This window comes from Reinekea sp. (assembly GCF_982785585.1).
The window spans coordinates 32797-58440 of the sequence record NZ_CEYAVF010000005.1 but is presented as its reverse complement, the minus strand read 5'-3'; the positions used below and the strand labels follow the sequence as shown (position 1 = coordinate 58440).

Below are 25644 nucleotides of genomic sequence, written 5' to 3'. Positions count from 1 at the left end.
GAAAAAGAACGACCCAATAGGGATCGTTCTCGATTCGAAAGATTAACGCTTTTTACGATTCATCTTGTGAATGGCTTTATTATCTATCGCTAAAGCCGCTTCGTGCACCGCTTCCGACATGGTCGGGTGCGCAAAACAGGTCAATTGCAGATCTTCGGCGCTGGACGCAAATTCTAACGCAATCACCCCTTGGGCGATCATTTCAGACGCACCGGCGCCGAATATATGCATACCCAAGACTCGATCAGTCTTAGCATCTGCCAGAATCTTGACCTGGCCGGTGGTGTGGTTTGCTGCCATGGCTCGACCGATAGCGGCAAAGGGGAACGCGCCCGACTTATAGTCGATGCCTTCGGCCTTCAGCTCTTCTTCAGTCTTACCGACCCAGGCAATTTCAGGATGGGTATAGATTACGTTGGGTACGGCGTCATAATTCATCTGAGCATTGTGGCCGGCGATAATTTCGGCCACCATAATGCCCTCTTCCGAACCCTTGTGAGCCAACATCGGACCGCGCACGACATCGCCCACTGCATAGACACCGGGCACCGTGGTGCGGCATTGCTCGTCGACAAAGATGAAGCCACGCTCATCGAGTTTTACGCCGCTGTCATCGGACAAGCAGCCTTGGGTGTAGGGACGTCGACCAACCGCAACAACCAGCTTATCGAAAATTTCTTTCTTCTCGCCATCAGCATCCTGAAAGGTCACTTCGACTTTTTTGCCCTTACGCTCGGAACCGGTCACACGCGCGCCCAATCGGATGTCGAGGCCCTGATCCTTGGTGAAGGACTTAAACGCATCCTTAGCAATTGCCCCATCGGCGGCCGCTAGGAACTTATCCATCGCTTCTAAGACGACCACTTCTGAGCCCAATCGAGCCCATACCGAGCCCAATTCCAGACCGATTACACCGGCACCGATAACGCCTAAGCGCTTGGGTACTTCACTGAATTCCAAGGCGCCAGTGGAGTCGACAATCACGTCACCGTCAGTCGGCGTAGGCGGAATCTCGACGGGGATCGAGCCCATTGCCAAAATCACGTTTTCAGCTTCAAGCAGCTCAATACTGCCGTCTGCCCCAGTCACTTCAACGACCTTATTAGCCTTGAGCTGACCCTTACCTTCGAATCGAGTCACGCCATTGCCTTTGAGCAGACCGGCAACACCGCTGGTCAACTGACTCACGATGCCGTCTTTGCGGGCTAACATCTTAGGCACGTCGATTTTCGGTGCATTCACGATAATGCCGTGAGTATCAAAGCCATGAACGGCTTCGGCATACAATTCGGATGAATAGAGCAAAGCCTTGGATGGAATACAGCCCACGTTCAAACAGGTGCCGCCCCAGGTCGTTTCGCCATCTTCTTTGAGCCATTTTTCAACAATGGCGGTTTTCTTACCTAACTGTGCGGCCTTTATGGCGGCTACATAGCCGGCCGGTCCTGAACCTATTACTACCACTTCAAATTGATGTGACATGGCAACTAAACCCTTTGTAGTCAATTTATAAACAACCAGGCTGACGGATCAGCCTGGTCTTAAATGCAATTCCGAACTTAAAGTTCCAACAAAATTCGCGCTGGATCTTCCAACATGTCTTTAATGGCGACCAAAAATTGCACCGCCTCTTTGCCATCGATTAGGCGGTGGTCGTATGATACCGCGAGGTACATCATTGGCAGTATCACCACCTCACCATTGACGGCCATCGGTCGCTCTTGGATTTTGTGCATACCCAAGATAGCAGTTTGTGGCGGGTTCAATATGGGTGTCGACATCAGAGAACCAAAAACACCGCCATTAGAAATGGTAAAGGTACCCCCTTGCATGTCTTCCAGACCCAGCTGGCCGGCTTGTGCCCGCTCGCCAAAGGTCCGGATTGAGCTTTCAATACCGGCTAGACTCATCTGGTCGGTATCGCGCAAGATCGGTACTACTAAACCACGCTTGCTCGAGACGGCCACACCGATATCGTAATAACCATGGTAAACCACATCGTCGCCATCTATCGATGCGTTGACTTCTGGATGACGCCGCAAGGCTTCGGTCGCCGCCTTGATGAAAAAGGACATAAAGCCCAAACGGGTGCCGTTGTGCGTTTTCTCAAACTTATCTTTATATTTGGCGCGCAATTCCATGATCGGCTTCATGTTAACTTCGTTAAACGTGGTTAACATGGCGGTATTGTTTTTCGCATCGAGCAGACGCTCGGCGATGCGCTTACGCAGGCGCGTCATCGGCACGCGTTTTTCGGAACGAGGGCCGGTAACAACCGAGGCGACTGGGCTTGCAGCCGACGGCGCAATCATGCCGGGCATGCTTTGGCTCGCCGACGCAACCGGCGCAGCTGCTGGCTGACTGGCTTTGTCGCTGGTCGCCTTGACCACGTCTTCTTTGGTGATACGACCGCCCTTGCCCGTGCCGACTATGTCGTCTTGGGTTAGAGCACTCTGGCTGGCCAATTTGCGAGCTGACGGGCTCATCGGAGTCGCCTCGGCGGCATTTGCTGCGGCCGGTGAGCTGACCGGAGCACCACTGGATGTTGAAACCACTTCAACGGCGGCACTGCCGGCTACGAACGCGGCGATGACTTCTAAACTGAGGACGGTGTCGCCCTCATGTTTGAAGATCTCAGTGAGGTTACCGTCTTCCGGCGCCACCACCTCCAGTACGACCTTGTCTGTCTCGATGTCGACTATTATTTCGTCGCGTGCAACAAACTCACCTGGTTGTTTATGCCACGTTGCAATACTGCCGTCTGCAACGGATTCTGGGAACTGCGGTGCTTTAATTTCGATTACCATGCGTAAATCCTTTAGTCTCCGCCTGCCGATTACTGAATATTCAGAATCGCGTCATTGAGGAATTTTTCAAGTTGCTCTAAATGCAAGGACATATAGCCTGCTGCTGGTGACGCTGATGCTTCTCGACCGGCATAACGAAGGTATAGCTTTTCGCTCTGTCGATGCAATATTCGTCGCATATGGTGCTGGCTCGAGTACCAAGCGCCCTGATTCATCGGCTCTTCCTGACACCAGACAACATCGTTTACGTTGCTATAGGGGGCCAGAATTTCTGACAGACGTTCCTCTGGGAACGGATACAGCTGCTCGATCCGAATAATAGCGACATTAAACGCCGATTCTTTACGGCGTTTATCGACCAGGTCGTAATAAACCTTGCCGGAACAAAGCACCACTCGATCGACCTTTTCGGTCAGTACGGCCGCATCTTGGTCACCAATCACTGTTTCAAAACGGCCCTGAGACAGCTCTTCCAGTGTGGATACGGCATCCTTATGGCGTAACAGGCTTTTCGGTGTCATCACGATCAACGGCTTGCGCAGATTGCGCACGGCCTGTCGACGTAACATATGAAATACTTGGGCGGGCGTGGTCGGCATGCACACTTGAATGTTCTGCTCGGCACACAACTGCAGGTAACGCTCTAGACGTGCGGAGGAATGCTCCGGCCCTTGTCCTTCATAACCGTGTGGCAAGAGCATGGTCAAGCCACACAGCCGGCCCCATTTGTGCTCGCCCGAGGTAATGAACTGATCAATAACCACCTGAGCGCCGTTAGCAAAGTCACCAAATTGCGCTTCCCACACCACCAAGGCACTGGGCATGGTGGTTGAATAGCCGTATTCGAACGCCAGTACAGCCTCCTCCGACAAGAAAGAATCGTAAATCTGGAAGCGTGGCTGATCGACGGACAAATTGGCCAGCGGGACATAGGTTGAACCGTCTTTCTGGTTATGCCAGACCGCATGTCGATGCACGAAAGTGCCTCGACCGACATCCTGCCCGGTAATACGCACCGGCAAGTCTTGCTTGAGCACCGTGGCATAGGCCAACATCTCGGCAAAGCCCCAATTAATGGGTAAGGCGCCCATCGCCATCTTGACCCGATCTTCGAGTATTTTATTCACCTGGCGCTGAACCGGAAAGCCCTCTGGAACCGTGTTAATTTCCAGTGCCAAGGCTTGCAAGGCTTTGAGGTCGTAACTGCTATCAAAATCATCAACCACCGGTTGATTCAGATAGGGTGTCCAATCGACAAACAATTCGCTGTTTGGCTCTTTGACCAGCGCCTTGGCAACGTGTTCACCATTGGCGAGCGCATTACGATAGTCATCGGACACGCGTTTCACGCCTTCAACGGTGGCGATACCCTTGCTAATCATTGCGGCGGCATAGAGTTCAAAGGTGGTTTTATGGCTGCGAATGACCTGATACATCATCGGCTGCGTCATGGCCGGCTCATCGGCTTCGTTATGACCGCGACGGCGGTAGCAGATTAGATCGATCACCACGTCACGCTTAAACTGCTGACGGTAATCGACCGCCAATTGCGTGACAAAGACGACCGCTTCCGGGTCGTCACCATTGACGTGAAAGATTGGCGCTTGAACCATCTTAGCGATGTCAGTGCAATACTCGGTTGAACGACAGTCTTCCTGACGTGACGTGGTAAAACCAACCTGGTTATTGATCACGATATGGATCGTCCCACCGGTGCCATAGGCACGGGTCTGGGACATCTGGAAGGTTTCCATGACCACGCCCTGCCCTGCGAAGGAGGCATCACCGTGGATATTAACCGGAATAACCTGTTCCCGACTGTGGTCCCGACGTCGATCCTGACGGGCGCGCACCGAACCTTCAACGACAGGCGCAGCAATTTCCAGGTGAGACGGGTTAAAAGCCAAGGCCAGATGGAGCTCACCGCCAGAGGTCATTACATTGGAGGAGAAACCCTGATGATATTTAACATCGCCGGAACCGACCGAGAGGAAGGACTTGCCTTCAAACTCTTCAAACAGATTGGTGGGGTTTTTACCGAGGATGTTGACCAACATATTAAGCCGGCCGCGGTGGGCCATGCCAATTACGATCTCTTTCGTGCCGTAAGAACCGCTGCGCTGAATCAACTCGTCCATCAGCGGAATCAAGGATTCGGCGCCTTCTAAACCAAAGCGTTTGGTACCTGGATATTTAGAACCAAGGTATTTTTCCATCCCTTCGGCCGCGGCCAGTCGTTCTAGTATGTGGAGTCGAGCATCGATCGAATAATCGGGTTTAGAACGCACCGATTCCATTCGCTGTTCAATCCACCGACGCTCCGATGTATTAACGATATGGGTAAACTCGGCACCAATCGATGAACAATAGGTTGTGCTCATCGCGTCATGAATTTCTTGTAAGGTTGCTTCTTTTTTGCCGAAGTAAAGATTGCCACATTGAAACACAGAGTCTGAGTCGGCATCTGTCAGACCGTGGTATTTGAGCTCCAGGTCGGGTACCGATTTGCGTTGACTGAGGTTGAGTGGATCAAGATTGGCGTTTTGATGACCACGAAAACGGAACGCAGTGGCCAATTGATGAACCCGAACCTGTTTGCGTTCGTGCTCAGTCACTAGAGACGGGGCTAGGGTATCGGCCGCAATTTTATTGGTTTTGCCCATCAGTAAAAAATGGTCGCGGACCGGCTGATGAGGCGTGTCGGTGGTTATTTCATCGTTTAGGTTGGGCAGCTTATCGAACACGGTACGCCACTGTTCCGGCACCGAATTAGGATCGAGCAGATAAGCTTCATACATTTCATCGAGATAGGTTTGGTTGCCACCTGAAAAATGAGAAGACAGCCACTGTTCTTCCATTGAGGCGTTTTGCATTATTAAACCTTATAGAATCATGCCGGCATTACCAACGCCGGCGTTCGGGTTAAAGTCAAAAAAGGGCACCAAGTGCCCCTTTTATCGTCGGTTAGATTGCTCTATTTAACAGCATTGACCGAATATGCCCGATAGCACGGGTAGGATTCAAGCCTTTTGGACAAACATTCACACAATTCATGATACCACGGCAGCGAAACACGCTAAACGGATCATCTAAATTGGCCAAACGCTCGTCGGTTGCGGTATCCCGACTGTCGGCTAGGAACCGATAGGCCTGGAGCAAGCCGGCCGGACCGATAAACTTGTCAGGATTCCACCAAAACGATGGGCACGATGTTGAGCAGCAAGCACAAAGAATACACTCATACAGACCGTCCAACTTCTCACGCTCGGCCGGCGACTGCAGTCGTTCTAAGGCAGGTGCCGGGGTATCGTTGATCAAAAACGGCTGTACTTTCTCATACTGCTTGTAAAAAGTACTCATGTCGATGACCAAATCGCGAATCACGGGCAGACCCGGCAGCGGACGCAACACCAACTTTGTGCTGCCACCAGGCACATCCGACAAAGCGGTAATGCAGCCGAGACCGTTTTTGCCATTAATATTCATACCATCGGAACCGCATACGCCTTCACGACAAGATCGGCGAAACGACAGGCTCACATCCTGTTCTTTGGCCAGATTCAGTACGTCCAGCACCATTAGGTCTTTGCCGGCCGGGACATCAACATCATAGTCCTGCATGTAGGGCCGCTTATCAACCTCAGGATTGAATCGATAAATACTCACTTTCATAACTCAATATCCTTAGTAGGTGCGAATCATCGGCTGGAAGGTTTCAACGGTCTTCGGTGTGAAGTTCACAGCACGCTTGCCGACAGTCTTATCGACTGGGTTATAGAGCGAATGGCACAACCAGTTTTCGTCGTCGCGTGAATCAAAGTCATAACGCGCATGCGCGCCCCGGCTTTCAGTACGCTCATCGGCAGAAATAGCGGTTGCCTCAGCGACTTCCATCAAATTAGCCAATTCCAGTACTTCGATGCGCGCCGTGTTAAAGGTCAATGACCGATCGGCCAGGGAAATCCGACTGATGCGCTCACGGATCTCAACCAACTTCTGACGGCCTTCAGCCATTTTCGGACCATCTCGGAAGACACTGAAGTACAGTTGCATGGTGTTTTGCAGATCTCGTTTAACATCGGCAACGTTCTCGCCACCCTTACGGGCGTCCAGTTCGCTCAAGCGGGACAATGCCTGGTCAATATCACTTTGGCTGGCTGCCATGCTGTCGTAGCCTTGGCGGATAGATTCTTCAATCTGGATGCCAGCGGCGCGGCCAAATACCACCAGGTCGAGCAGTGAATTACCACCGAGTCGGTTGGCACCATGGACCGATACACAGGCCGCTTCACCGCACGCATACAAACCATCGATGATCTTATCGTTGCCATTGGCGTCTAACATAATGGCCTGACCGCCGATATTGGTTGGAATACCACCCATCATATAGTGGCACGTTGGCACCACGGGGATCGGCTCTTTAACTGGATCCACGTGAGCAAAGGTTTTCGACAATTCGAGAATGCCCGGCAAACGACTTTTCAACAACTCTTCGCCTAGGTGGTCCAATTTCAACAGGACGTGGTCCTTGTTGGGACCGGCACCACGACCTTCGAGGATTTCCAGCACCATGGAGCGCGCCACAACGTCTCGGCCGGCCAAGTCTTTGGCATTGGGCGCGTAACGCTCCATAAAGCGCTCGCCTTCGCCATTGACCATGTAGCCGCCCTCGCCTCGGCACCCTTCGGTAACCAGCGTTCCAGCACCATAGATGCCCGTCGGGTGAAATTGCCACATTTCCATATCTTGTACTGGAAAGCCAGCGCGCAAGGCCATGCCGATGCCGTCGCCGGTATTGATCATGGCATTGGTAGTCGAGGCATAGATACGCCCTGCTCCGCCGGTCGCTAAGACAGTTGCCTTGGCACTGACATTAACCACATCGCCAGTTTCAATTTCAATCGCGATACAGCCAACCACTGCACCCTCGGCATTCTTTACCAGGTCAACAGCGTACCACTCGTTCAAGAAGTTGGTGCCGGCCTTAATGTTTGCTTGATAAAGCGTGTGTAACAAGGCATGACCGGTTCGGTCCGCCGCCGCGCAGGTACGAGCTGCTTGACCGCCCTTGCCGTAGTCTTTTGACTGACCACCAAAGGGACGCTGATAGATGCGGCCCTCTTCAGTCCGGGAAAAGGGCAGACCCATGTGATCTAGCTCGAAGATCGCTTGCGGGCCGACTGAGCACATATATTCGATAGCGTCCTGGTCACCAATATAGTCGGACCCTTTGACGGTATCGTACATATGCCAACGCCAATCATCATTCGGATCGTCACTGGCGATCGCGCAGGTGATGCCACCTTGAGCGGACACAGTATGGGACCGTGTCGGGAAAACTTTGGAGACAACTGCTGTATTTAAACCAGACTCAGCCAATTGCAGGGCAGCGCGCAAACCAGCACCGCCACCACCTATCACTATTGCATCGAAATTCATGGTTTTCATTTTAGCCATTTCTTAAACACCCCAAACGGCGGAAAAGCCGATCACAAAATAGACAAAATTGGTCAGCGCTATAACCGCTAAAACAATGAAACGTACCCAGATATTCTTGACATAATCGGTTGCAACGGTCCACATACCGATCCAGATATGCCCAACCAACGCTAACAACGCGGCTAGGGTGTATATTTTGAACCACATAGCACTAAACAAGCCTTGCCATTGCTGATAGTCCAGATCGCTGGTCAACGCAAAGAAACCGAACATGAAAAGTGTATAGGAGCCTAATACGACGGCCGTTACACGTTGGACCATCCAGTCCGACAGACCGTTGCGAGTCAAATTTGTGATGCTGCTTACCATATCCAAACTCCTACTAAAATAATGCCGACGAGCGAGGCACCGAGGACCGCTTGAGAGGCCAGGGCACCGCCTTCGATAGTTTCAAAGTTACCTGCATCCATTAACAGATGTTTAATACCGGCAAACAGATGGTATACGACGAAGGATGCAATTCCCCAAGCGATTAATTTTGCCAACGGATGGGTCAGTACACTCTGAACTAAGGCAAAACCTTCGGGCGAGTCTAAGCTTGCAGATAAAGCCCACAGCATAAAGCCGATTGCAACAAATAGCGCCATACCGGTGATGCGATGTAGCAAGGATGCTATCGCCGACACTGGATAACGCATGGTCATCAGATCGAGGTTTACGGGTCTATTATTTTTCACGGCAGCAGTCTCTCATCTTAGCAGCCCCAAGGATGGGGATTAATTGAGGAGGAGCCAGCAGCGCGCCGGACCCCCAAGAAGCGACGGAGATTATAGGCACCGTCGATTATAATTACAATTGATAACAAGCATGGTGTAGCAATTAAAAAAAACCCTGTATCTCAGGTATTTCGCGTGCTGGCGAGGATTCAACTCCCCCTACGACTTTCATCTCTGCGACTATTTGACGAGTCGCTGAAAACCGAAGGTCAAATTGACTTTCGACACCAAAACTTTATAGTGATGTGCAAATTCGCCCCTGGAAAACCCAGGTCAGGCGAAAATACCACTCTACCCCCGCGTCACAGAGACGTTAAACCCTGCATACTATAGAGGAGACCTCATGGCTGAGAAATTCGCCAAGTTGGTCATTGAAGGACATGACCCCATCGAGCTGCCCATCTATTCAGGTACGTTAGGACCTGATGTAATAGATGTTAGTTCATTAACTGCCAAGGGTTATTTCACCTACGACCCTGGCTTTATGTCTACCGCCTCGTGTGAATCTGAAATCACCTATATAGATGGAGATAAGGGCATTTTATTGCATCGGGGCTACCCGATCGATCAACTTGCTGAGCAATGCGATTACCTTGAAGTTTGCTACCTGCTGCTGCACGGTGAGATACCGACTGCCCCGGAAAAAGCTAAATTTCAGAAGATCGTGATGCACCACACCATGGTCCATGAGCAGTTGCATGAATTTTTTCAGGCTTTCCGCCGCGATTCACACCCTATGGCCATCATGGTCGGTGTCGTCGGTGCCCTGTCAGCCTTTTACCATGATTCTCTCGATATTAGCGATGAGCGCCATCGTGAAGTCGCGGCCCATAGACTGATTTCTAAGATGCCGACCCTGGCGGCTATGGCTTATAAATACTCGATCGGCCAGCCCTTTATCTATCCTCGCAACGATCTAAGTTATGGTGGCAATTTCCTCCATATGATGTTCAGCACCCCATGCGAACCTTATGTGGTTAGCCCTACCTTGGCCCGCGCTATGGACAAGATCTTTATCTTGCATGCCGATCATGAGCAAAACGCCTCGACCTCGACAGTGCGCCTGGCTGGCTCGTCCGGCGCGAACCCCTTCGCCTGCATTGCCTCCGGCATTGCGGCCTTATGGGGGCCCGCACACGGCGGTGCAAACGAAGCTGTCTTAACGATGCTGGAAGAAATTGGCGACGAATCCAATATCGATGACTTCATCAAGCGCGCCAAAGACAAGGACGATCCGTTCCGCCTGATGGGCTTTGGCCATCGGGTCTACAAGAACTACGACCCGCGCGCCACGGTCATGAAGCAAGCCTGTGATGAAGTCTTGGCTGAACTCGGCATTGCCGATGATCCACTGCTGAAGATAGCCGCTCGCTTGGAACAGATTGCGCTCGAAGATCCTTACTTTGTTGAGAGAAAGCTCTATCCCAATGTCGATTTTTACTCCGGCATTATTTTCAAGGCCATGGGCATCCCAACCGAGATGTTTACCGTGCTGTTTGCGGTCGGACGCACGCCGGGTTGGATTGCCCACTGGAAAGAGATGGTCTCTGGCCCTTACCGTATCGGTCGGCCACGTCAACTCTATACCGGCGAAGTCGCCCGCAACCTGAAAAAATAACCCTCAACCGGCGCAAGCCGGTTTTTTTTGCCTGCCAGATACTAATCCATGACCCTAGCCGCGCCATCCCGCCCGACTCAGTAACGGTGCGCAGCTAGCAGGTGCCTTGCTCAACCGGTTTATCGATCCGATTGCAAATATCAGACAAAAAAAACCCGCCAGAAGGCGGGTTTTTTTGTGCCAGACCAGCGGTCGCTATTCGGCGACCGGGGCCTTAACTGCGGGCTTGGCCTTGGCCTTGGCCTTGGCTTTCGCGGTGGTTTTGGCCTTCGGCTTAGCCTTGGCCGCAGCAGTCTTGGGTTTCGTCGCCTTATCGCTAACCTGCCAACTGTTGCCGACAAAATAGGCGGTCCAGCCCGTTGCCTTGCCGTCGACCTCCGACATCACATACTGCTCCTTGGTCTTGCGACTGAAGCGGATCACTGCCGGATTGCCATCCCCATCCGCAAGGGGCGCTTCGGTTAAGAAATGATACTTCTCCGGCAATTCACTGCGGTGCGGGATGATCTCCGCCACCAAGGGCGGCCGAGTTTCCCGATTTTTCGGGAACTGACTGGCTGCGAGAAACATGCCCGCCGCACCATCGCGTAAAATATAGGTGTCTTCGACCTTGACGCAGACCAATTCTGGAGTCGGTATCGGGTCCATCTTCGGCGGCGCTGCATCGCCTGAGCGGAGCAACTTACGAGTGTTTTTGCAGCCCTCACCGGTACAGCCAAAATATTTACCAAAGCGACCGGTTTTAAGCTGCATCTCATGGCCACACTTGTCACATTCCAGTGATGGCCCTTCGTAGCCTCTGAGCTTGTATTGTCCGGCTTCGAGCTTAAAACCACTGCATTCAGGGTTGTTGCCGCAGACATGCAGTTTGCGATTTTCGTCGATTAGATAGCTGTCCATCGCCGTGGCGCAGGTATCGCAGCGCTCTTTCTGGCGCAGCTCATTGACTTCAGCCTCATCGTCATCGGTCGAAATGGCCTCTTCCCCTGGTACCAGGTTGAGCGTGCCCTTGCAGCGCTCTTTGGGCGGCAAGCTGTAACCTGAACACCCTAAAAACACGCCGGTGGTACCGGTGCGAATCATCATCGGTCGAGCACAGGTTGGACATGGAATATCGGTCAGCGTCGGCTCGTTCAACTTCATGCCGCCGTTTTCTTCGCCCTCGCCGGCTTGTTCTAACTGGGCAGTGAACTGCTTGTAGAAGTTATTAAGGACCACCTTCCAGTTTTCACGACCTTTGGCGACCTCGTCGAGTTGCTTCTCCATTTCAGCGGTAAACTCATATTGCATCAGGTCCTTAAAGGACCCATCGAGTCGTTCCGTGACAATATCGCCCATCTTCTCAGCATAGAAGCGCTTGCTCTCGAGTTTGGCATAGCCACGCTCTTGAATGGTGGAAATAATGCTGGCATAGGTCGAGGGTCGGCCAATACCCAACTTCTCCAATTCCTTAACCAGGGATGCTTCTGTGAACCGAGCTGTCGGCTTGGTAAAGTGCTGCTTAGGCTCCAACGCGATCAGGCCCAAAACGTCCCCGACATGCAAATCCGGTAACTCAATGATGTCTTCACGAACCCCGGGGCGCATGACTCGGGTGAAACCATCGAACACCAATACTCGGCCCTTGGCACGCAGTTCGTAGTCGCCGGTCCTAATAATCAGGTTCGAACTCTTATACTTAGCAGGCAACATCTGACAGGCGACAAAGCGTTGCCAGATCAGCTCATAGAGTCTCTGAGCATCTCGCTCAAGCTCGGTTAACGACACACTGCTGCGCGTTACATCCGACGGGCGAATCGCTTCGTGGGCTTCCTGGGCGCCGTCTCGGCTACCATAGACAACGGCAGTCTCCGGGAGATACTGGCTGCCGTATTGCTCGCTGATATAATCGCGTGCAGTCGCCACCGCTTCGCCACTCAGGTTGGTTGAGTCGGTCCGCATATAGGTTATATGACCGGCCTCATAGAGCCGCTGGGCCATCATCATGGTTTTCTTAACCGAATAGCCTAGGCGTGTGCTCGCGGCCTGCTGCAGGGTAGAAGTAATAAAGGGCGCCGAGGGCTTGGAACTGGTGGGCTTATCTTCCCGGTCGGTCACGATGTAAGGCAGCTGATCAAGCCGCTGCACATGGCCATCCGATTCGGACTTCTGAGTCGGCCTAAAGCGCTCATTTTGGTAACGTGCAACCTCAAAGCGCACCGGTCCCTTGTTGGAACTGACATTGGCGTGCAGGTCCCAGAATTCCTCCGGGATAAAGGCACGAATTTCGCGCTCGCGCGATACAATCAATTTAACGGCGACGGACTGCACCCGGCCTGCACTCAAACCACGGGCAACCTTGGCCCATAACAGCGGCGACACCATAAAACCCACAACGCGGTCGAGAAAGCGACGCGCCTGTTGCGCGTTAACCCGGGCTATATCGAGCTCACCCGGGCGTTCGAAGGCCTCGTTGATCGCTTTTTTGGTAATTTCATTAAAAACCACCCGCCGGTATTTCTCCGGTGCCTGACCAATCGACTCCTGCAGGTGCCAGGCGATGGCCTCTCCCTCCCTGTCCAAATCCGTCGCGAGGTAGATGCAGTCTGCATCTTTGGCCAGACGGCGTAATTCATCGACAACCTTTTCCTTACCCGGCAATATTTGATAATTGGCGCGCCAATCATCATAGGGGTTGATCCCCATGCGCGCGATCAGTTGATCTTGCGATTTGCGTTTCTGGTAGACTGCCTTTTCGTCAGGCGGCATTTTTCGCGTCAGGGCCGCAGCTTTGGCGCGCGCCTTGGGGTCGACCGGCTTAGTCTGACCGCTCATGGGCAGATCGCGAATATGCCCGACAGAGGACTTGACGACAAAATCAGGCCCCAGATATTTGTTAATGGTTTTTGCCTTGGCCGGCGATTCCACTATGACCAGTGATTTACCCATGTACTATAATTCCGCTATTAACTTGTTTTTTATATAAGTAACCTAGCTTAACAAATTGCGCAAGCGGCCTCGGTTATATAGATTGTTTTTTTCTCGTCCAGCACCTAAACACAGAGCAGGTTAAAATCATGTCTTTTTTCGATATTTTAGGAACTTTAGCGATTTTAGGCATCTTATTGGGTGCTTTATACGCATCTAAGTCGGCAATCAAGAAGTCCGAGGAGGCTCAGTTTATGCGCCAAAAAAACCGCGAACTACACAACAGCCTGGCCGATAATGACGAGTTATTACACACCCTTATGCTTTATGACTGCAACACCGACCTACTCGAGTCGTTGCACAGCCGCATGTTAACAGATTTCAATGAGGGATTGAGATTATTGCCAATCAACGATGACTTTAATGATGATTTACAGGTATTTGAGGCGCTTAAGTTGCAGATTGAACAGCTCAAAGCGAACCCGGTAAAACCGGCAGCACCCCATTCAGATCGGCAGATATTTTTGCTCAAAAAACACTTCGTCCAAGCTATTAACCTGTTAGGCAAGATGAAATACCAAGGCGATATAGATCAGCGCGCCAGTGATGTGCACCGGGTGCGGTTGCGGGTAAACTCCCTCATGCTCGAAGTGTCGGCCTATCACAAGCAGGGCGACGACGCTAAAGAACAAGGTGATGACGATAGTGCCGGGCGCTTTTACAAACACTCCAAAGATATTTTGTCGAAAAGCGATTTACGCTTTGACGAGCGCAACGAATTATTGAAAACCCTTGCGCGCAAAATCTCCACTCTCTATTCGGTCATCCGCAGTCCTGATAAAGATAAGCAGAACGCAAAGTAGAAGGCCCTGCCCTGGGCATAGATTAGCCCGGACTAGGGCTTAAAGGCCCGATAAGGGCTCTTCCGCCGGGCGTTGCGCGCCATGCGACTTGCTTAGGACCGCGCTACCTCAGACCCGCTCGATAACAGTACTGATACCCTGCCCTAAGCCGATACACATGGTCGCCAAGCCAAACTGAGCGTCGCGCTGCTCTAAGACATTTAATAGGGTCCCGGTGATACGTGCCCCGGAACAGCCAAACGGATGCCCCAAGGCAATGGCGCCGCCATGAATATTGACGTGGTCATCCATCCGATCGAGTAATTTCAGATCCTTCAATACCGGTAAGGCCTGGGCCGCGAAGGCCTCATTAAGCTCAATGTAGTCCATATCCGCGATCGTCATGCCGAGCTTTTTTAGCGCTTTTTGGCTCGCCGGCACCGGGCCATAACCCATAATAGAGGGATCGACCCCGGCCAGGCCCATAGCGCGAATAACGGCCCGAGGCTTGAGGCCTAATTCTTGGGCTTTTTTATGAGACATCACCAACATGGCGGAGGCGCCATCGGTAATCTGGCTCGAGGTTCCGGCGGTCACGGTGCCGCTTTTCGGATCGAAGGCGGGCCGTAATTCGGCCAAGCCTGCCAGGGTCGTTTCCGGTCGAATAGTTTCGTCGTGGATCATTTTGTAAGGGTTGCCCTGCGCATCGTGGCCAAGCATCGGTAAGATTTCGGCGCTAAAATCCCCCGCCAGTGTGGCTTGCTGCGCCCGTTGATGGGAGCGATAGCCGAAGGCGTCCTGTTGTTCACGCGAGATGCCATGCATTTTCGCTAACAGTTCTGCCGTTAAGCCCATCATACCGGCGGCCTTAGCGGCCCCTTTGGACAGTGCCGGGTTGGCATCGACGCCGTGCATCATGCTGACATGGCCCATATGCTCGACACCACCGATCAAGTAAATGTCACCATTATCGGATTGAATATTGGCCGTTGCTATATGCAGCGCCGACATCGAGGAGCCACACAGACGGGAGATGGTCTGCGCCGTGGTGGTGTGTGGAATACGAGTTAATAGCTGCATCATCCGCGCGACGTTCCAGCCCTGCTCCAGAGTCTGATTGACGCAACCCCAGATAATGTCGTCTATATCCGCCGGATCGAGCGCTGCGTTGCGTGCCAGCAGGCCATTGACCAGATCCGCGCTCAGGCTTTCGGCCCGGGTAAAGCGGAAACTGCCGCCCTTGCTGCGACCCATGGGAGTACGGGCAAAGTCTACGATTACTGCATCATTGTCTTGAAGTTTCATATTGACCGTCTCCTGTTAGGCGTAAAATGTTTGCTTGTTGGCTGCCATCTCGCGTAGCTTTTGGGTCGGCTCGTAGAGCTTGCCAAGGTCTTGATAGCGGTCACACAGGGCGACAAAGGCCGCCGCGCCGAGATCATCGACATACTTCAGGGCACCGCCACGGAAAGGCGGGAAACCGACGCCATAGATCAGACCCAGATCGGCCTCGGCCGCACTGGCGACGATGCCATCCTCTAGGCAGCGAATGGTCTCCAGACACATGGGTAGCATCAGCCGATGGATAATGTCATCGTCGCTCAGCTCCCGCTGGTCCAAACGCACCGCAGCGACCAGCTCATGTGCACTGGGATCGGACGTCTTTTTTAGCTTGCCCTTTTTATCGAGCGCGTATTGATAAAACCCGCTGCCATTCTTCTGACCATAGCGTTCGGCCTCGAACATTACATCCATCGCGGTGCGATAGTCCTGCTGCATGCGATCCGGGAAGCCCTCCGCCATCACTGCCTGGGCATGGACACCGGTATCGATACCCACCACGTCCATCAGATAAGCCGGGCCCATCGGCCAGCCGAAGCGTTCCATCAGCTTATCGACCCGTTCAAAGTCGGCGCCGTCACGCAATAGACCGGCAAAACCACCAAAATAGGGAAAGAGGATTCGATTCACCAAGAAACCCGGGCAATCATTGACGACAATCGGGGTTTTGCCCATTTTCTGGGCATAGGCCACCACGGTTGCGATGGTTTCTTCGGAAGTTTTTTCACCCCGAATCACTTCCACCAGCGGCATCCGATTGACCGGATTGAAAAAGTGCATGCCGCAGAAGTCTTCCGGCCGGGTCAGGACGCTAGCCAACTCTGTAATCGAGATGGTTGAGGTATTGGACGCTAAGACGGCACCGGGCCGCAGATGCGTTTCGGCCTCGGCCAAAACCGTCTTTTTAACCCGGACGTTTTCCACGACCGCCTCTACGCAGACATCTACCTGGTTAAAATCGCCATAACTCAGGGTCGGTCTAATGCGCGTTAGCGTCTGGGCCACGCCGCGCACGTCCAAACGTTTGCGCTCCACCGCGGCGAGTAAAATATTAGTGGCCTCATCGAGGCCCAATTGCAGCCCGGCTTCATTGATGTCCTTCATCAGGATCGACGTGCCCTTGTAGGCACTCTGGTAGGCGATACCGCCGCCCATAATGCCGGCGCCTAGCACCGCGGCCTGCTTAACATCGCGCGCGGCTTTCGCGTGCTGTTTAGCGATCTTCTTGATTTTTTGATCATTTAAAAACAGCCCGATGAGGTTTTTCGCCACAGCCGTCTTGGCCATCTTGGCAAAACCCTTAGCTTCAATAGCCAGCGCCTTATCGCGCTCGAAACCGGCGTGTTTTTGCATGGTTTTAATGGCCTCAACTGGGGCCGGATAGTGCTTACCGGCCTTGGCCGCGACAAAGCCCTTAGCGGTTTCAAAAACCATCATGCTTTCAATTGGATTGAGCTGTAATTTGCCCTGTTTGGCTTGACGCCGCTGCAGGTAGTCCAATTCACCACTGGCTACCCGATGCAATAGCACCAAGGCCTCGGCCTTAACCTGCTCGTGCTCGATGACCGCATCAACTGCACCATCGCTGAGGGCGGCGGCGGCATTCTTTTCGGCACCAGAGGCGATCCATTCGATGGCATTATCGGCGCCGATCAGGCGCGACAGGCGCACCGTGCCGCCAAAACCGGGAAACAGGCCGAGCTTGACCTCCGGCAGGCCGACCTTGGCCTGGGTCGACATCAGACGATAATCACAGGCTAAGGCCATCTCCATGCCACCGCCTAGGCAGATGCCATTGATCGCGACGACGGTGGGAAACGGTAAATCCTCAAAGGCGCTAAAAATCGCGTTGGCCTTGAGCACATCGACAATAATGCCCGCCTCGTCTTGTTCAAACCACTGTTGGAATTCGTTAATATCGGCGCCGACGATAAAGCTCTGTTTTGCACTGGTCACCAACAATCCCTTCAGCTTTGCCGCACGCATGTGCTCAGTTGCTGCACCCAGCTCAGCCAGGGTCAGTTGATCGAATTTATTGACCGACTCGCCGGCCAGATCAAAGACCAGCTCGGCTAAATCCCCGGCGAGCGAGGTCACGGTGATGTTCTTGCCCTGGTAGATCATGTTTTGTCTCCATTAGTGTTGTGACACGAACCGGCCTAACAATGTGTCCCGATCTAGTCGTTTGGCTCAACAATCGCATGATTGTCTGGCAATAAATGCGCAAAACGACTTTATCAAACGAAAGTTTCAAACGCTTGTTTGATTTATCAAATACAATAGCCTTACGCCGCCATATGTCAACCAATGAACGGTCTGAATGCCATCGCACGGCGCTGCGTTGTGGAAGGAAAGTTCGGCCCGAATGGGCCTTAGGCAGAGCCCACTAGTCGTTGCTGGGCCACCTGAGCAATATCGGTTAAGACCCGCTTCAAGCGTTCGAAACTCAGCTCTGGATCGCTTTCGTCCCAACTTAGGCCGATAGAACCGGCACTCAAGGAAATGAGCTGGATCGACACGGGTAAGGCCGTCAAAATATTCTTTAAATGCTGGTATTGGCTTTCGTTCAGCCCGTCTCGTTGGTCCCATGCCCAACCGTCGGGCAAATAGGCACCGGCTTCACCGGTGGTTCGCAGCACCGTAAAATGCCCCTCTGAGCTGGCGCTCAACTGAACGGGCAGCTGGTATAGGGTGACGATTTGAAAGCGCTGATTGACGCGGCCGTGTGCACTGGTATCCGGCACGCGAAGGCTGCCCAAACTGAAGCCCTGCGCGAGTGCGCGCGAGCGCAGTTTGGCCAGAAACTGATCCCGCGGCGAGGGCTTGAGCCACATAAAGGACCCGACGAGCAACAGTACGGCTAGGATCGGTAGCCAAATGGCCATATCTTAGGTCTCCTTTTGGCCAGCAATAGCCTGCAATGAATCGGTTTCGTTTAAGAACCGGCTTTTAATCTTGTTTAGCTGTGTCTCCAGTGAATAGGACACACTCGACGATAGGGTGAAAAAGCTCAACAAGGCTTTCAAGTTACTGTCCCGTTCACACGCACTATGAACCCGCTGCCAGAGCGCTTGATTGACCAACTGCAGCTCCCGGTTCAAGTTCACCAGACCCTCGAGATTCCAGTCAGTGGCTTGGTTATCTTTGAGGTTAAAATACTGGCGCAACAGATAGGTCCCGGCGCTGCGGATGATAAATTCATCCTGATTGGCAAATGGCAAATGGGTATGCGCCATCGGCCGCAGTTTTTTGAGTATCGGGCATTCACTGTTGGCCAACACCAAACCCATCAGCGAGCGCAAGCCCTCCTCCAAGCCGGTTGTTTTCCGATATTCACGCTCGGCCGACACTACCGTCACCTCAACCTTGGTAAAGCCCGGCATCTTGCGAAAGTCTTCGATAATGGGCTGAATGTCCAGCGCCGCCGGGCAGTGTTCGACCTGCTCACGCTTGAGCGGGCAGTTTGAACACTGACAATAAGCCAATTGGGTCCAGGCCGCCGGCGTCACCGCCGCTCGGTCCGGCTTGGTTTCCGACGCTGAGGCTGTTTCAATCTTCAGTTCAGAGCCATCTTCTAAGAACTTAAACAGATACGTGATACTCATTTGTCGCTCCGTTGGCAATCTCTAATTACCCGACCATATCCTCCAGTTCAGCCCAGCGCTCAAAGGTGGTGTTGAGCGTGCTTTCAAGCTGGAGCAAATGTTCAAGTTTTGGGCCGGTCACCGTCGAGGGGCTGCTATAGAAACCTGGCGCTGCGATCTCTGCGGTCAGGGTCGCAATATCCGACTCCAACTGTTCAATCACCGGCTGCATCTGATCAAACTCGCGTTGATCTTTATAGCTGCGCTTCTTGGCCTTAACCGGCGCTACTGCGGCCACATTTGCGACCGTTTCATCCTTAAGCGTAGCAGCTTGCGCAGTGGGTGTGGTGGTTTTAGCCTCGGGCCATTTGCCACCCTGAGCTTTCCAATCTTCATAGCCACCAGCATAGGCGCGGACATTACCGTTACCTTCGAAGGCCCAGGTTTTGGTCGCCAATTGGTCGAGAAAATAACGATCGTGACTGACCAATAGCACCGTCCCGGTGAAGTCCGACAACCGATCGATCAACAGTTCCAAGGTGTCCATATCCAGATCGTTGGTCGGTTCATCCATCACCAATAGATTGGCCGGCAGGCTGAACAGCTTAGCGAGCAGTAATCGGTTGGTTTCCCCCCCGCTGAGCTGGCGAACCTTCATCCGGCTGCGTTCTGGCGCGAACAAGAAATCCTCTAAATAGCTGATAACGTGTCGGCTTTTGCCGCCAATATCGATAAAGTCACGACCTTCAGAGACCGAATCGACCAAGGTTTTTTCCGGATCGAGAGCCATTCGAGCTTGATCAAAGTAGGCTACGTTGAGCTTAGTGCCCTGGGTGACCACGCCATGCGTTGGCGCCAACTCTTCCAACATCATCTTCAGAAGCGTCGATTTGCCGATACCATTGGGGCCAATTAGGGCGATCTTATCGCCACGCAGCACAACCTCGGTAAAATCCTTAATAACCGGCTCGAGCTCGGGTCTGTAGCGGAAGCTGGCGTTGAGTAACTCAACCACCATCTTGCCGCTCTGGGCCTGGGCATTGATGCTGAACTTCGCTGTGCCCTGTTGAAAACGCCGTTCGCCCAATTCACTGCGCATAGCCTTCAAGGCTCGGACGCGACCTTCATTACGGGTCCGACGGGCCTTGATGCCTTGGCGAATCCAGACCTCTTCTTGGGCCAGCACCTTGTTTTGCAACGCCCGCTGAGTGGCTTCAACTTCCATAGCCTTTTCCTTGCTTTCAAGGTACAGCTCATAGGGCGCTGGAAAGGACGTGATATCGCCGCGGTCCAGGTCGATGACGCGGGTCGCCAAGCTATCGATAAAGGCCCGGTCGTGCGATACAAATATAAGCGTACCCTTGAAGTTGCGCAGCAGCTCCTCGAGCCATTCGACCATACGAATGTCCAGGTGGTTGGTGGGCTCGTCCAGGATCAACAGATCCGGCTCGCCGACCAGCGCCTGAGCCAGCAATACGCGCCGCCGCCAGCCGCCGGATAGGCTATCAAAAGCCTGTTCCGGATTTAGATCGAGACGGGTAATGATGGTCTCGGCCTTGGTTTGAAAATGCCAACCGTCATTTTCTTCGATGATATGTTGCAGCACCCCCATGCGATCGAAATCCGGATCCGGATCGCTGATCAGCTGTTGGTACTCAAACAAAGCATCGCCGGTCGCGGCGGCACCGGACAGCACCACCTGCATTACGCTGCGTTTATCACCGGCAGGCAGTTCTTGCTGTAGGTGACCGATCCGTATCCCCTGGGAGAACTTAATCACCCCATGGTCGGGCAGATGCTGGCCGAGAATCAATTTTAGTAGGGTTGATTTACCCGCCCCATTGCGACCGACGAGCGCCAAACGCTCGCCCTTCTCTACCGCAAAGGAGCACTTATCCATAAGTGGAGCGGCCCCTAATGCGAACTGTACTTGATCAAATATTATTAGACTCATAAACACTGACTTATGGCACTAGGTGCCCAAAAGAATTCGGATTAATGTTCGGCGCAATTTTATACTGAGGTTAATTGTGTGTCTAAAAGTAGATTAGCAGGACCCATTCTAGCGGTCTTAATATCCGTAGCCTTTATAGTGTGGATGGTCTCAGGCGCCTCAAAAGAGGCCGATACTGTGATTACCAACGCCGGCACTGTCAAGTCACTTATTCCAAGTGTGCAAGTAGTGACCAGTATTTCACGCCAAGTTCAGCAATCTTTAGCGATTAATGGCATCACCGAAGCCGATCGGTTCGTCACGATTCGCAGTGAGGCGACCGGTAAGGTGCTCAACGTTTACAAGCAGGATGGCGACACGGTCAAAGCCGGTGAAGTTATCGTTCGGCTCGACACGCAAGACCTGCCCGCCCGGATTCGTCAGGTCCAGGCCTTCTTGGATCAAACCCGCCTGGAATACGAGGGCGCCAAGAAACTGCGCTTGCAGGGCTTGCTCAATGAAGCGCAACTTGCCGCCAGCCTGACCAATCTTGAACAGGCCAAATCACAATTAGCCAGTTTGACCCTACAATTGGACAACTTTACCATTCGCGCCTCCTTTGCTGGGCAGATCGAAAACACCCATATAGAGCTCGGTAGCTATATCCGCCAGGGCGATGCCATTGCCGATGTCTATGATTACAGTCAGCTTAAGTTTGTTGGTGCGGTCTCGGAAAAAGACATCCAATCGCTTAAATTAAAACAACCGGCCACCGTTGAGTTGATCAGCGGTGACACGGTTGGCGCGACGGTGAGCTATATCGGCTCCGTCACCAACCCGGCGACGCGAACCTTCCAGGTCGAATTGACGGTTCCCAAGGTCGGTCGCTTTGTGTCCGGTGTGACCTCGGTTGCCAGCGTCGAACTGGGCCTGCTCCAAGGCCATTATATTAGTCCCGCCCTGCTCTTTATTAACGAAGATGGCCTAATGGGCCTGAAGACGCTCGATGCGGCCGAGACGGTACAATTTCGTGAAATCAGCATTATTCATTCCGATCCGAATGGGGTTTGGGTCGAAGGCTTGGACAACCAGGCTGACATCATTGTCGTTGGGCAGGGGTTTGTGACCATTGGCGACGTCACCAATCCGGTCAGGGTTCCATTCGACGCTGATATTGCGGTCGGAATTTAAGGGGAACTGTTGTGATTGGTATTATTAATGCGTCGTTAGACCGGACTCGCACGGTTATTTTGTTGTTTTTATTGGTCTTTCTGTCCGGTGTGGTCGCTTTGATTAACATCCCCAAGGAAGCCCAACCCGACATCACCATTCCCTATGTCTATGTCGGCACAGGGCTGGAGGGCATTTCGCCGGAGGACTCCGATCGGCTGCTGGTGCGGCCGCTCGAACAAGAGTTAAATTCGATCGAAGGCTTGAAGGAAATCACCAGCACCGCCAGCGAAGGCCGGGCAACCCTGACCTTGGAATTCGGTTTAGAGGTTGATATCGATGTCGCGCTCACCGACGTGCGCCAAGCTGTGGATGCAGCCAAGGGTAAACTGCCGGCCGAAGCGGATGATCCGACCGTCCAAGAAATCAACCTAGCGCTGTTCCCGGTGATCAATATTTCCCTCGCTGGCAACGTCGATGAACGCGTCCTATTCCGGGTGGCCGAAGACCTGAAAGAGCGTCTTGAGTCGCTATCGGGAATTCTCGAGGCCACCATTAACGGCAAGCGCGAGGAAGTGGCCGAGATCATTATCGATCCGGCTCAGATGTCCAGTTACAACATTTCCCATAGCGAGCTGTTCAACCTAGTGTCGCGGAATAATCAGTTGGTCACCGCCGGCAATCTGGACACCGGAGCCGGCCGATTCTCGTTTAAGGTGCCGGGCCTGATTGAGACCTCGGAAGACATTTTAGACCTGCCGATAAAGGTTTCCGGCGATACGGTGGTGCGCTTTAGAGATATAGCTGTGGCGCAACGGACCTACAAGGACGCCAATAGTATTTCCCGGGTCGACGGACAACCGGCGGTGACCCTGGAAGTCAAGAAACGCGTTGGTGAAAACGTCATCGCCACCATCGATCAGGCCAAGGAAGTGGTCGCGGCGGTCAGCCCCTTTTGGCCCGAAGGCATTACCGTGACCTTTACCCAGGATAATTCGGTGATGATCAAGCAGCAGTTAAACGACCTGTTTAACTCGGTGCTGACCGCCACCCTACTGGTGTTTGTGGTCATTGTCTGGACCCTGGGCGTGCGCAGTGCCGTGCTGGTCGGTTTGGCGATACCGGCCTCGTTTTTAGCGGCTATTTTAACTCTCTCGTTAATGGGTATCACCCTCAATATCGTCGTGCTGTTCGCCTTGATCCTATCAGTTGGTATGTTGGTCGATGGTGCCATCGTGGTCACCGAATATGCCGACCGACGTATGTCGGAAGGCGCCGATAAGAAAAGTGCTTATCGCGAAGCCGCTACGCGCATGGCTTGGCCGGTCATTGCCTCGACAGCCACAACATTGGCGGTGTTTATGCCGCTATTATTTTGGCCGGGTTTGCCCGGCGAATTTATGGGCTTTCTACCGAAAACCGTGTTGATCACCCTAACGGCCTCTATGGTCATGGCCTTGATCGCCGTGCCGGCCTTCGGTTTTATGTTTGGCAAACCTATCGCGGTATCGAAAAATCAGAAAAAGACCATGGATGCCATCGATCATGGCGAGTTCCATAAGATCCCCGGCATCCTCGGTATGTATGTGCGCTTTATTGGCTTGCTTTTGCGCCATGCCGGTAAGGTGACGCTGATGTTTATTGCCGGCTTTGCCTTTATCGTCTTCGCCATCGGTGAGAATCCGCCCACTACCGAGTTTTTCCCCAATGTCGATGCCGACTTCGGCTCTATTGTCGTGCGCGCGCGGGGCAATCTGTCCCTAGCCGAACGGGACACCCTGGTCAAACAGGTCGAGGCTAAGGTGCTCAAGGTGGCCAATGTCAAGACCGTGACCACCAAGGTCAATGCCTCGCCGCTGCGCGACTATCGGGAAGACACCATCGGCGTGATGATGCTGGAATTTGTCGATTGGACCCCAGCCCGTCCGGGCACGTCCATTATCATGGAACAGGTCGTCAACTCGGCCAATGATGTGCCGGGTATCGTGGTCGAAAGCAAGGAAGCCCAAATGGGGCCGACCACCGGTATCGACATCCAATTGCAGTTTTTCTCCGATGACTTGGTCGCTCTGCGCGCCGCCGTCGATCTGGTCGTCAAGCGAATGCAGGCTGACGTTCGCATTAAGGATGTGTCCGACAACCGACCCTTGGACGGTTTGGAATGGCGCATCGATGTCGATCGAGAAGCTGCGACCCGCTTTGGCACCGACGTTGCCACCGTGGGCTCATCGATCAGGATGATCACCAATGGCCTGAAGATTGGTTCCTACCGACCGGACGATGCCGACGACGAGGTCGATATTCGGGCCCGTTATCCCTTTAATGGCCGAGATCTGGACCAGATCGATGAACTGACCATCACCGTGCGTGGCCAACAGGTGCCGATCAGTAACTTTATCGAGCGCAAGGCGCAAAACAAGCAGGGCGACCTGTTCCGCACCGATGGTAAATTAACCTTTAATGTCGAGGCCAATCTGGCCGTCGGGGAGACCGTCTCGGTCGTGGTGGCCGATCTGGGCGTTGATCTACAAGCCCTGTACGACAGCGGTGAGTTCCCTGAGAATGTCGCGTTCCGCTTCGTCGGTGATCAACAAGAGCAGCAGGACACCATGACCTTCTTGGGCAATGCCTTCCTGATAGCGCTCTTTGCGATGTTTATTATCCTGGTTACCCAGTTTAATAGCCTGATGCAGGCGGTGTTGATCCTATCGGCCATTATCACCTCAACCTTGGCGGTATTTGCTTCCATACTGGTGACCGGGGGGACCTTCGGGATCGTGATGAGTGGTGTCGGCATCATTGCGTTGGCGGGTATCGTGGTGAATAACAACATCGTCTTGATCGATACCTACAATGTAATTCGCAAGCAAGGCTTGGCCCCGGTCGAGGCGGCCATGGTTACCTGTGCCCAGCGCATACGCCCTATCCTGCTGACCACCATCACGACCATCCTCGGTCTGATCCCGATGGTGATGCAGTTGACCATCGATATGGTGAATCGCGATATGTCCATCGGTGCCCCGTCATCCCAGTGGTGGACGCAGTTGTCCTCGGCGATCGCCGGCGGTTTGACCTTCGCCACGCTGTTAACCTTACTGTTGACGCCCTGTCTATTAATACTGATAGAGCGGCTTAAACGGACCAAGACCTAAGGCTTAGATCGATCGACCGATCACCTAATTGGCCAGCTTTGCTGGCCCTTTTTTTATGCTCAATTTGGTTAGATA

The 25644-nt window shown here is 53.1% G+C and carries 17 protein-coding genes; 4 read left to right on the top strand and 13 right to left on the bottom strand.

Features of this window, described 5'->3' with window-relative positions; all coding sequences use genetic code 11:
• Positions 1–42 precede the first annotated feature (42 nt).
• The 7 genes from lpdA to sdhC form a co-directional block, all read right to left on the bottom strand.
• A complete protein-coding gene (lpdA, locus tag AC4FIC_RS03585; protein ID WP_273285591.1) occupies positions 43–1482 on the bottom strand; it encodes a dihydrolipoyl dehydrogenase in 1440 nt (479 codons plus the stop codon).
• A 77-nt stretch (positions 1483–1559) separates the two neighbouring features.
• Positions 1560–2807 (bottom strand): 2-oxoglutarate dehydrogenase complex dihydrolipoyllysine-residue succinyltransferase, encoded by a 1248-nt coding sequence (gene odhB / locus AC4FIC_RS03580; protein ID WP_100257027.1) that lies wholly within the window; start codon positions 2805–2807, stop codon positions 1560–1562.
• Between the two features lie 29 nt (positions 2808–2836).
• Positions 2837–5680 carry a 2-oxoglutarate dehydrogenase E1 component gene (locus tag AC4FIC_RS03575; protein WP_100257026.1) on the bottom strand — a complete coding sequence of 948 codons (2844 nt, stop codon included), beginning with the start codon at positions 5678–5680 and terminating at the stop codon, positions 2837–2839.
• Between the two features lie 91 nt (positions 5681–5771).
• Positions 5772–6479 (bottom strand): succinate dehydrogenase iron-sulfur subunit, encoded by a 708-nt coding sequence (locus tag AC4FIC_RS03570; RefSeq protein ID WP_100257025.1) that lies wholly within the window; start codon positions 6477–6479, stop codon positions 5772–5774.
• Between the two features lie 12 nt (positions 6480–6491).
• Positions 6492–8264, bottom strand: a complete 1773-nt coding sequence (sdhA, locus tag AC4FIC_RS03565) for a succinate dehydrogenase flavoprotein subunit (protein WP_100257024.1) — start codon at positions 8262–8264, stop codon at positions 6492–6494.
• Positions 8265–8267: 3 nt separating this feature from the next.
• Complete coding sequence (gene sdhD / locus AC4FIC_RS03560) at positions 8268–8615, bottom strand: succinate dehydrogenase, hydrophobic membrane anchor protein (protein ID WP_100257023.1); 348 nt, start codon at positions 8613–8615, stop codon at positions 8268–8270.
• Positions 8609–8983 carry a succinate dehydrogenase, cytochrome b556 subunit gene (gene sdhC / locus AC4FIC_RS03555; RefSeq protein WP_100257022.1) on the bottom strand — a complete coding sequence of 125 codons (375 nt, stop codon included), beginning with the start codon at positions 8981–8983 and terminating at the stop codon, positions 8609–8611. The genes sdhD and sdhC overlap by 7 nt, the downstream gene beginning before the upstream one ends.
• A 382-nt stretch (positions 8984–9365) precedes the next feature.
• Between sdhC and gltA the strand changes: the two genes are divergently transcribed.
• Entirely contained in the window at positions 9366–10640 is a 1275-nt protein-coding gene (gene gltA / locus AC4FIC_RS03550) for a citrate synthase (RefSeq protein ID WP_273285595.1), read from the top strand.
• A 195-nt stretch (positions 10641–10835) separates the two neighbouring features.
• Here the strand turns inward: gltA and topA are convergent, their stop codons facing one another.
• Positions 10836–13568 carry a type I DNA topoisomerase gene (gene topA / locus AC4FIC_RS03545; RefSeq protein ID WP_273285597.1) on the bottom strand — a complete coding sequence of 911 codons (2733 nt, stop codon included), beginning with the start codon at positions 13566–13568 and terminating at the stop codon, positions 10836–10838.
• Positions 13569–13801: 233 nt separating this feature from the next.
• On the opposite strand from topA, the gene AC4FIC_RS03540 reads away from it, so the two are divergent.
• Positions 13802–14410 carry a hypothetical protein gene (locus tag AC4FIC_RS03540; RefSeq protein WP_145980263.1) on the top strand — a complete coding sequence of 203 codons (609 nt, stop codon included), beginning with the start codon at positions 13802–13804 and terminating at the stop codon, positions 14408–14410.
• 108 nt (positions 14411–14518) lie between these two features.
• Here AC4FIC_RS03540 and fadA read toward each other — a convergent pair whose 3' ends face one another.
• The 5 genes from fadA to AC4FIC_RS03515 all read right to left on the bottom strand — a co-directional run bounded on the left by fadA (position 14519) and on the right by AC4FIC_RS03515 (position 21214).
• Positions 14519–15694 (bottom strand): acetyl-CoA C-acyltransferase FadA, encoded by a 1176-nt coding sequence (fadA, locus tag AC4FIC_RS03535; RefSeq protein WP_273285599.1) that lies wholly within the window; start codon positions 15692–15694, stop codon positions 14519–14521.
• Positions 15695–15709: 15 nt separating this feature from the next.
• On the bottom strand, positions 15710–17854 hold the full coding sequence (gene fadB / locus AC4FIC_RS03530; protein WP_287418286.1) for a fatty acid oxidation complex subunit alpha FadB: 2145 nt from the start codon (positions 17852–17854) through the stop codon (positions 15710–15712).
• Positions 17855–18102: 248 nt separating this feature from the next.
• Positions 18103–18615, bottom strand: coding sequence for a hypothetical protein (locus AC4FIC_RS03525; RefSeq protein ID WP_100257016.1), 513 nt, complete (start codon positions 18613–18615; stop codon positions 18103–18105).
• Positions 18616–18618: 3 nt separating this feature from the next.
• Positions 18619–19335, bottom strand: coding sequence for a DUF6901 family protein (locus tag AC4FIC_RS03520; protein ID WP_100257015.1), 717 nt, complete (start codon positions 19333–19335; stop codon positions 18619–18621).
• Positions 19336–19360: 25 nt separating this feature from the next.
• Positions 19361–21214, bottom strand: a complete 1854-nt coding sequence (locus tag AC4FIC_RS03515; protein WP_227003799.1) for an ATP-binding cassette domain-containing protein — start codon at positions 21212–21214, stop codon at positions 19361–19363.
• 132 nt (positions 21215–21346) lie between these two features.
• On the opposite strand from AC4FIC_RS03515, the gene AC4FIC_RS03510 reads away from it, so the two are divergent.
• Both AC4FIC_RS03510 and AC4FIC_RS03505 read left to right on the top strand, forming a co-directional pair.
• Positions 21347–22438 carry an efflux RND transporter periplasmic adaptor subunit gene (locus tag AC4FIC_RS03510; protein ID WP_145980262.1) on the top strand — a complete coding sequence of 364 codons (1092 nt, stop codon included), beginning with the start codon at positions 21347–21349 and terminating at the stop codon, positions 22436–22438.
• An 11-nt stretch (positions 22439–22449) separates the two neighbouring features.
• Positions 22450–25569: an efflux RND transporter permease subunit gene (locus AC4FIC_RS03505; protein WP_227003798.1), complete on the top strand. Its 3120-nt coding sequence runs from the start codon at positions 22450–22452 to the stop codon at positions 25567–25569.
• Positions 25570–25644: the final 75 nt, after the last annotated feature.

Bases quoted from the DNA above. Each gene is read 5' to 3' on its own strand.
- lpdA (WP_273285591.1), bottom strand. From the start codon at position 1,482: ATGTCACATCAATTTGAAGTGGTAGTAATAGGTTCAGGACCGGCCGGC.
- odhB (WP_100257027.1), bottom strand. From the start codon at position 2,807: ATGGTAATCGAAATTAAAGCACCGCAGTTCCCAGAATCCGTTGCAGAC.
- AC4FIC_RS03575 (WP_100257026.1), bottom strand. From the start codon at position 5,680: ATGCAAAACGCCTCAATGGAAGAACAGTGGCTGTCTTCTCATTTTTCA.
- AC4FIC_RS03570 (WP_100257025.1), bottom strand. From the start codon at position 6,479: ATGAAAGTGAGTATTTATCGATTCAATCCTGAGGTTGATAAGCGGCCC.
- sdhA (WP_100257024.1), bottom strand. From the start codon at position 8,264: ATGGCTAAAATGAAAACCATGAATTTCGATGCAATAGTGATAGGTGGT.
- sdhD (WP_100257023.1), bottom strand. From the start codon at position 8,615: ATGGTAAGCAGCATCACAAATTTGACTCGCAACGGTCTGTCGGACTGG.
- gltA (WP_273285595.1), top strand. From the start codon at position 9,366: ATGGCTGAGAAATTCGCCAAGTTGGTCATTGAAGGACATGACCCCATC.
- topA (WP_273285597.1), bottom strand. From the start codon at position 13,568: ATGGGTAAATCACTGGTCATAGTGGAATCGCCGGCCAAGGCAAAAACC.
- AC4FIC_RS03540 (WP_145980263.1), top strand. From the start codon at position 13,802: ATGCGCCAAAAAAACCGCGAACTACACAACAGCCTGGCCGATAATGAC.
- fadA (WP_273285599.1), bottom strand. From the start codon at position 15,694: ATGAAACTTCAAGACAATGATGCAGTAATCGTAGACTTTGCCCGTACT.
- fadB (WP_287418286.1), bottom strand. From the start codon at position 17,854: ATGATCTACCAGGGCAAGAACATCACCGTGACCTCGCTCGCCGGGGAT.
- AC4FIC_RS03525 (WP_100257016.1), bottom strand. From the start codon at position 18,615: ATGGCCATTTGGCTACCGATCCTAGCCGTACTGTTGCTCGTCGGGTCC.
- AC4FIC_RS03520 (WP_100257015.1), bottom strand. From the start codon at position 19,335: ATGAGTATCACGTATCTGTTTAAGTTCTTAGAAGATGGCTCTGAACTG.
- AC4FIC_RS03515 (WP_227003799.1), bottom strand. From the start codon at position 21,214: ATGGATAAGTGCTCCTTTGCGGTAGAGAAGGGCGAGCGTTTGGCGCTC.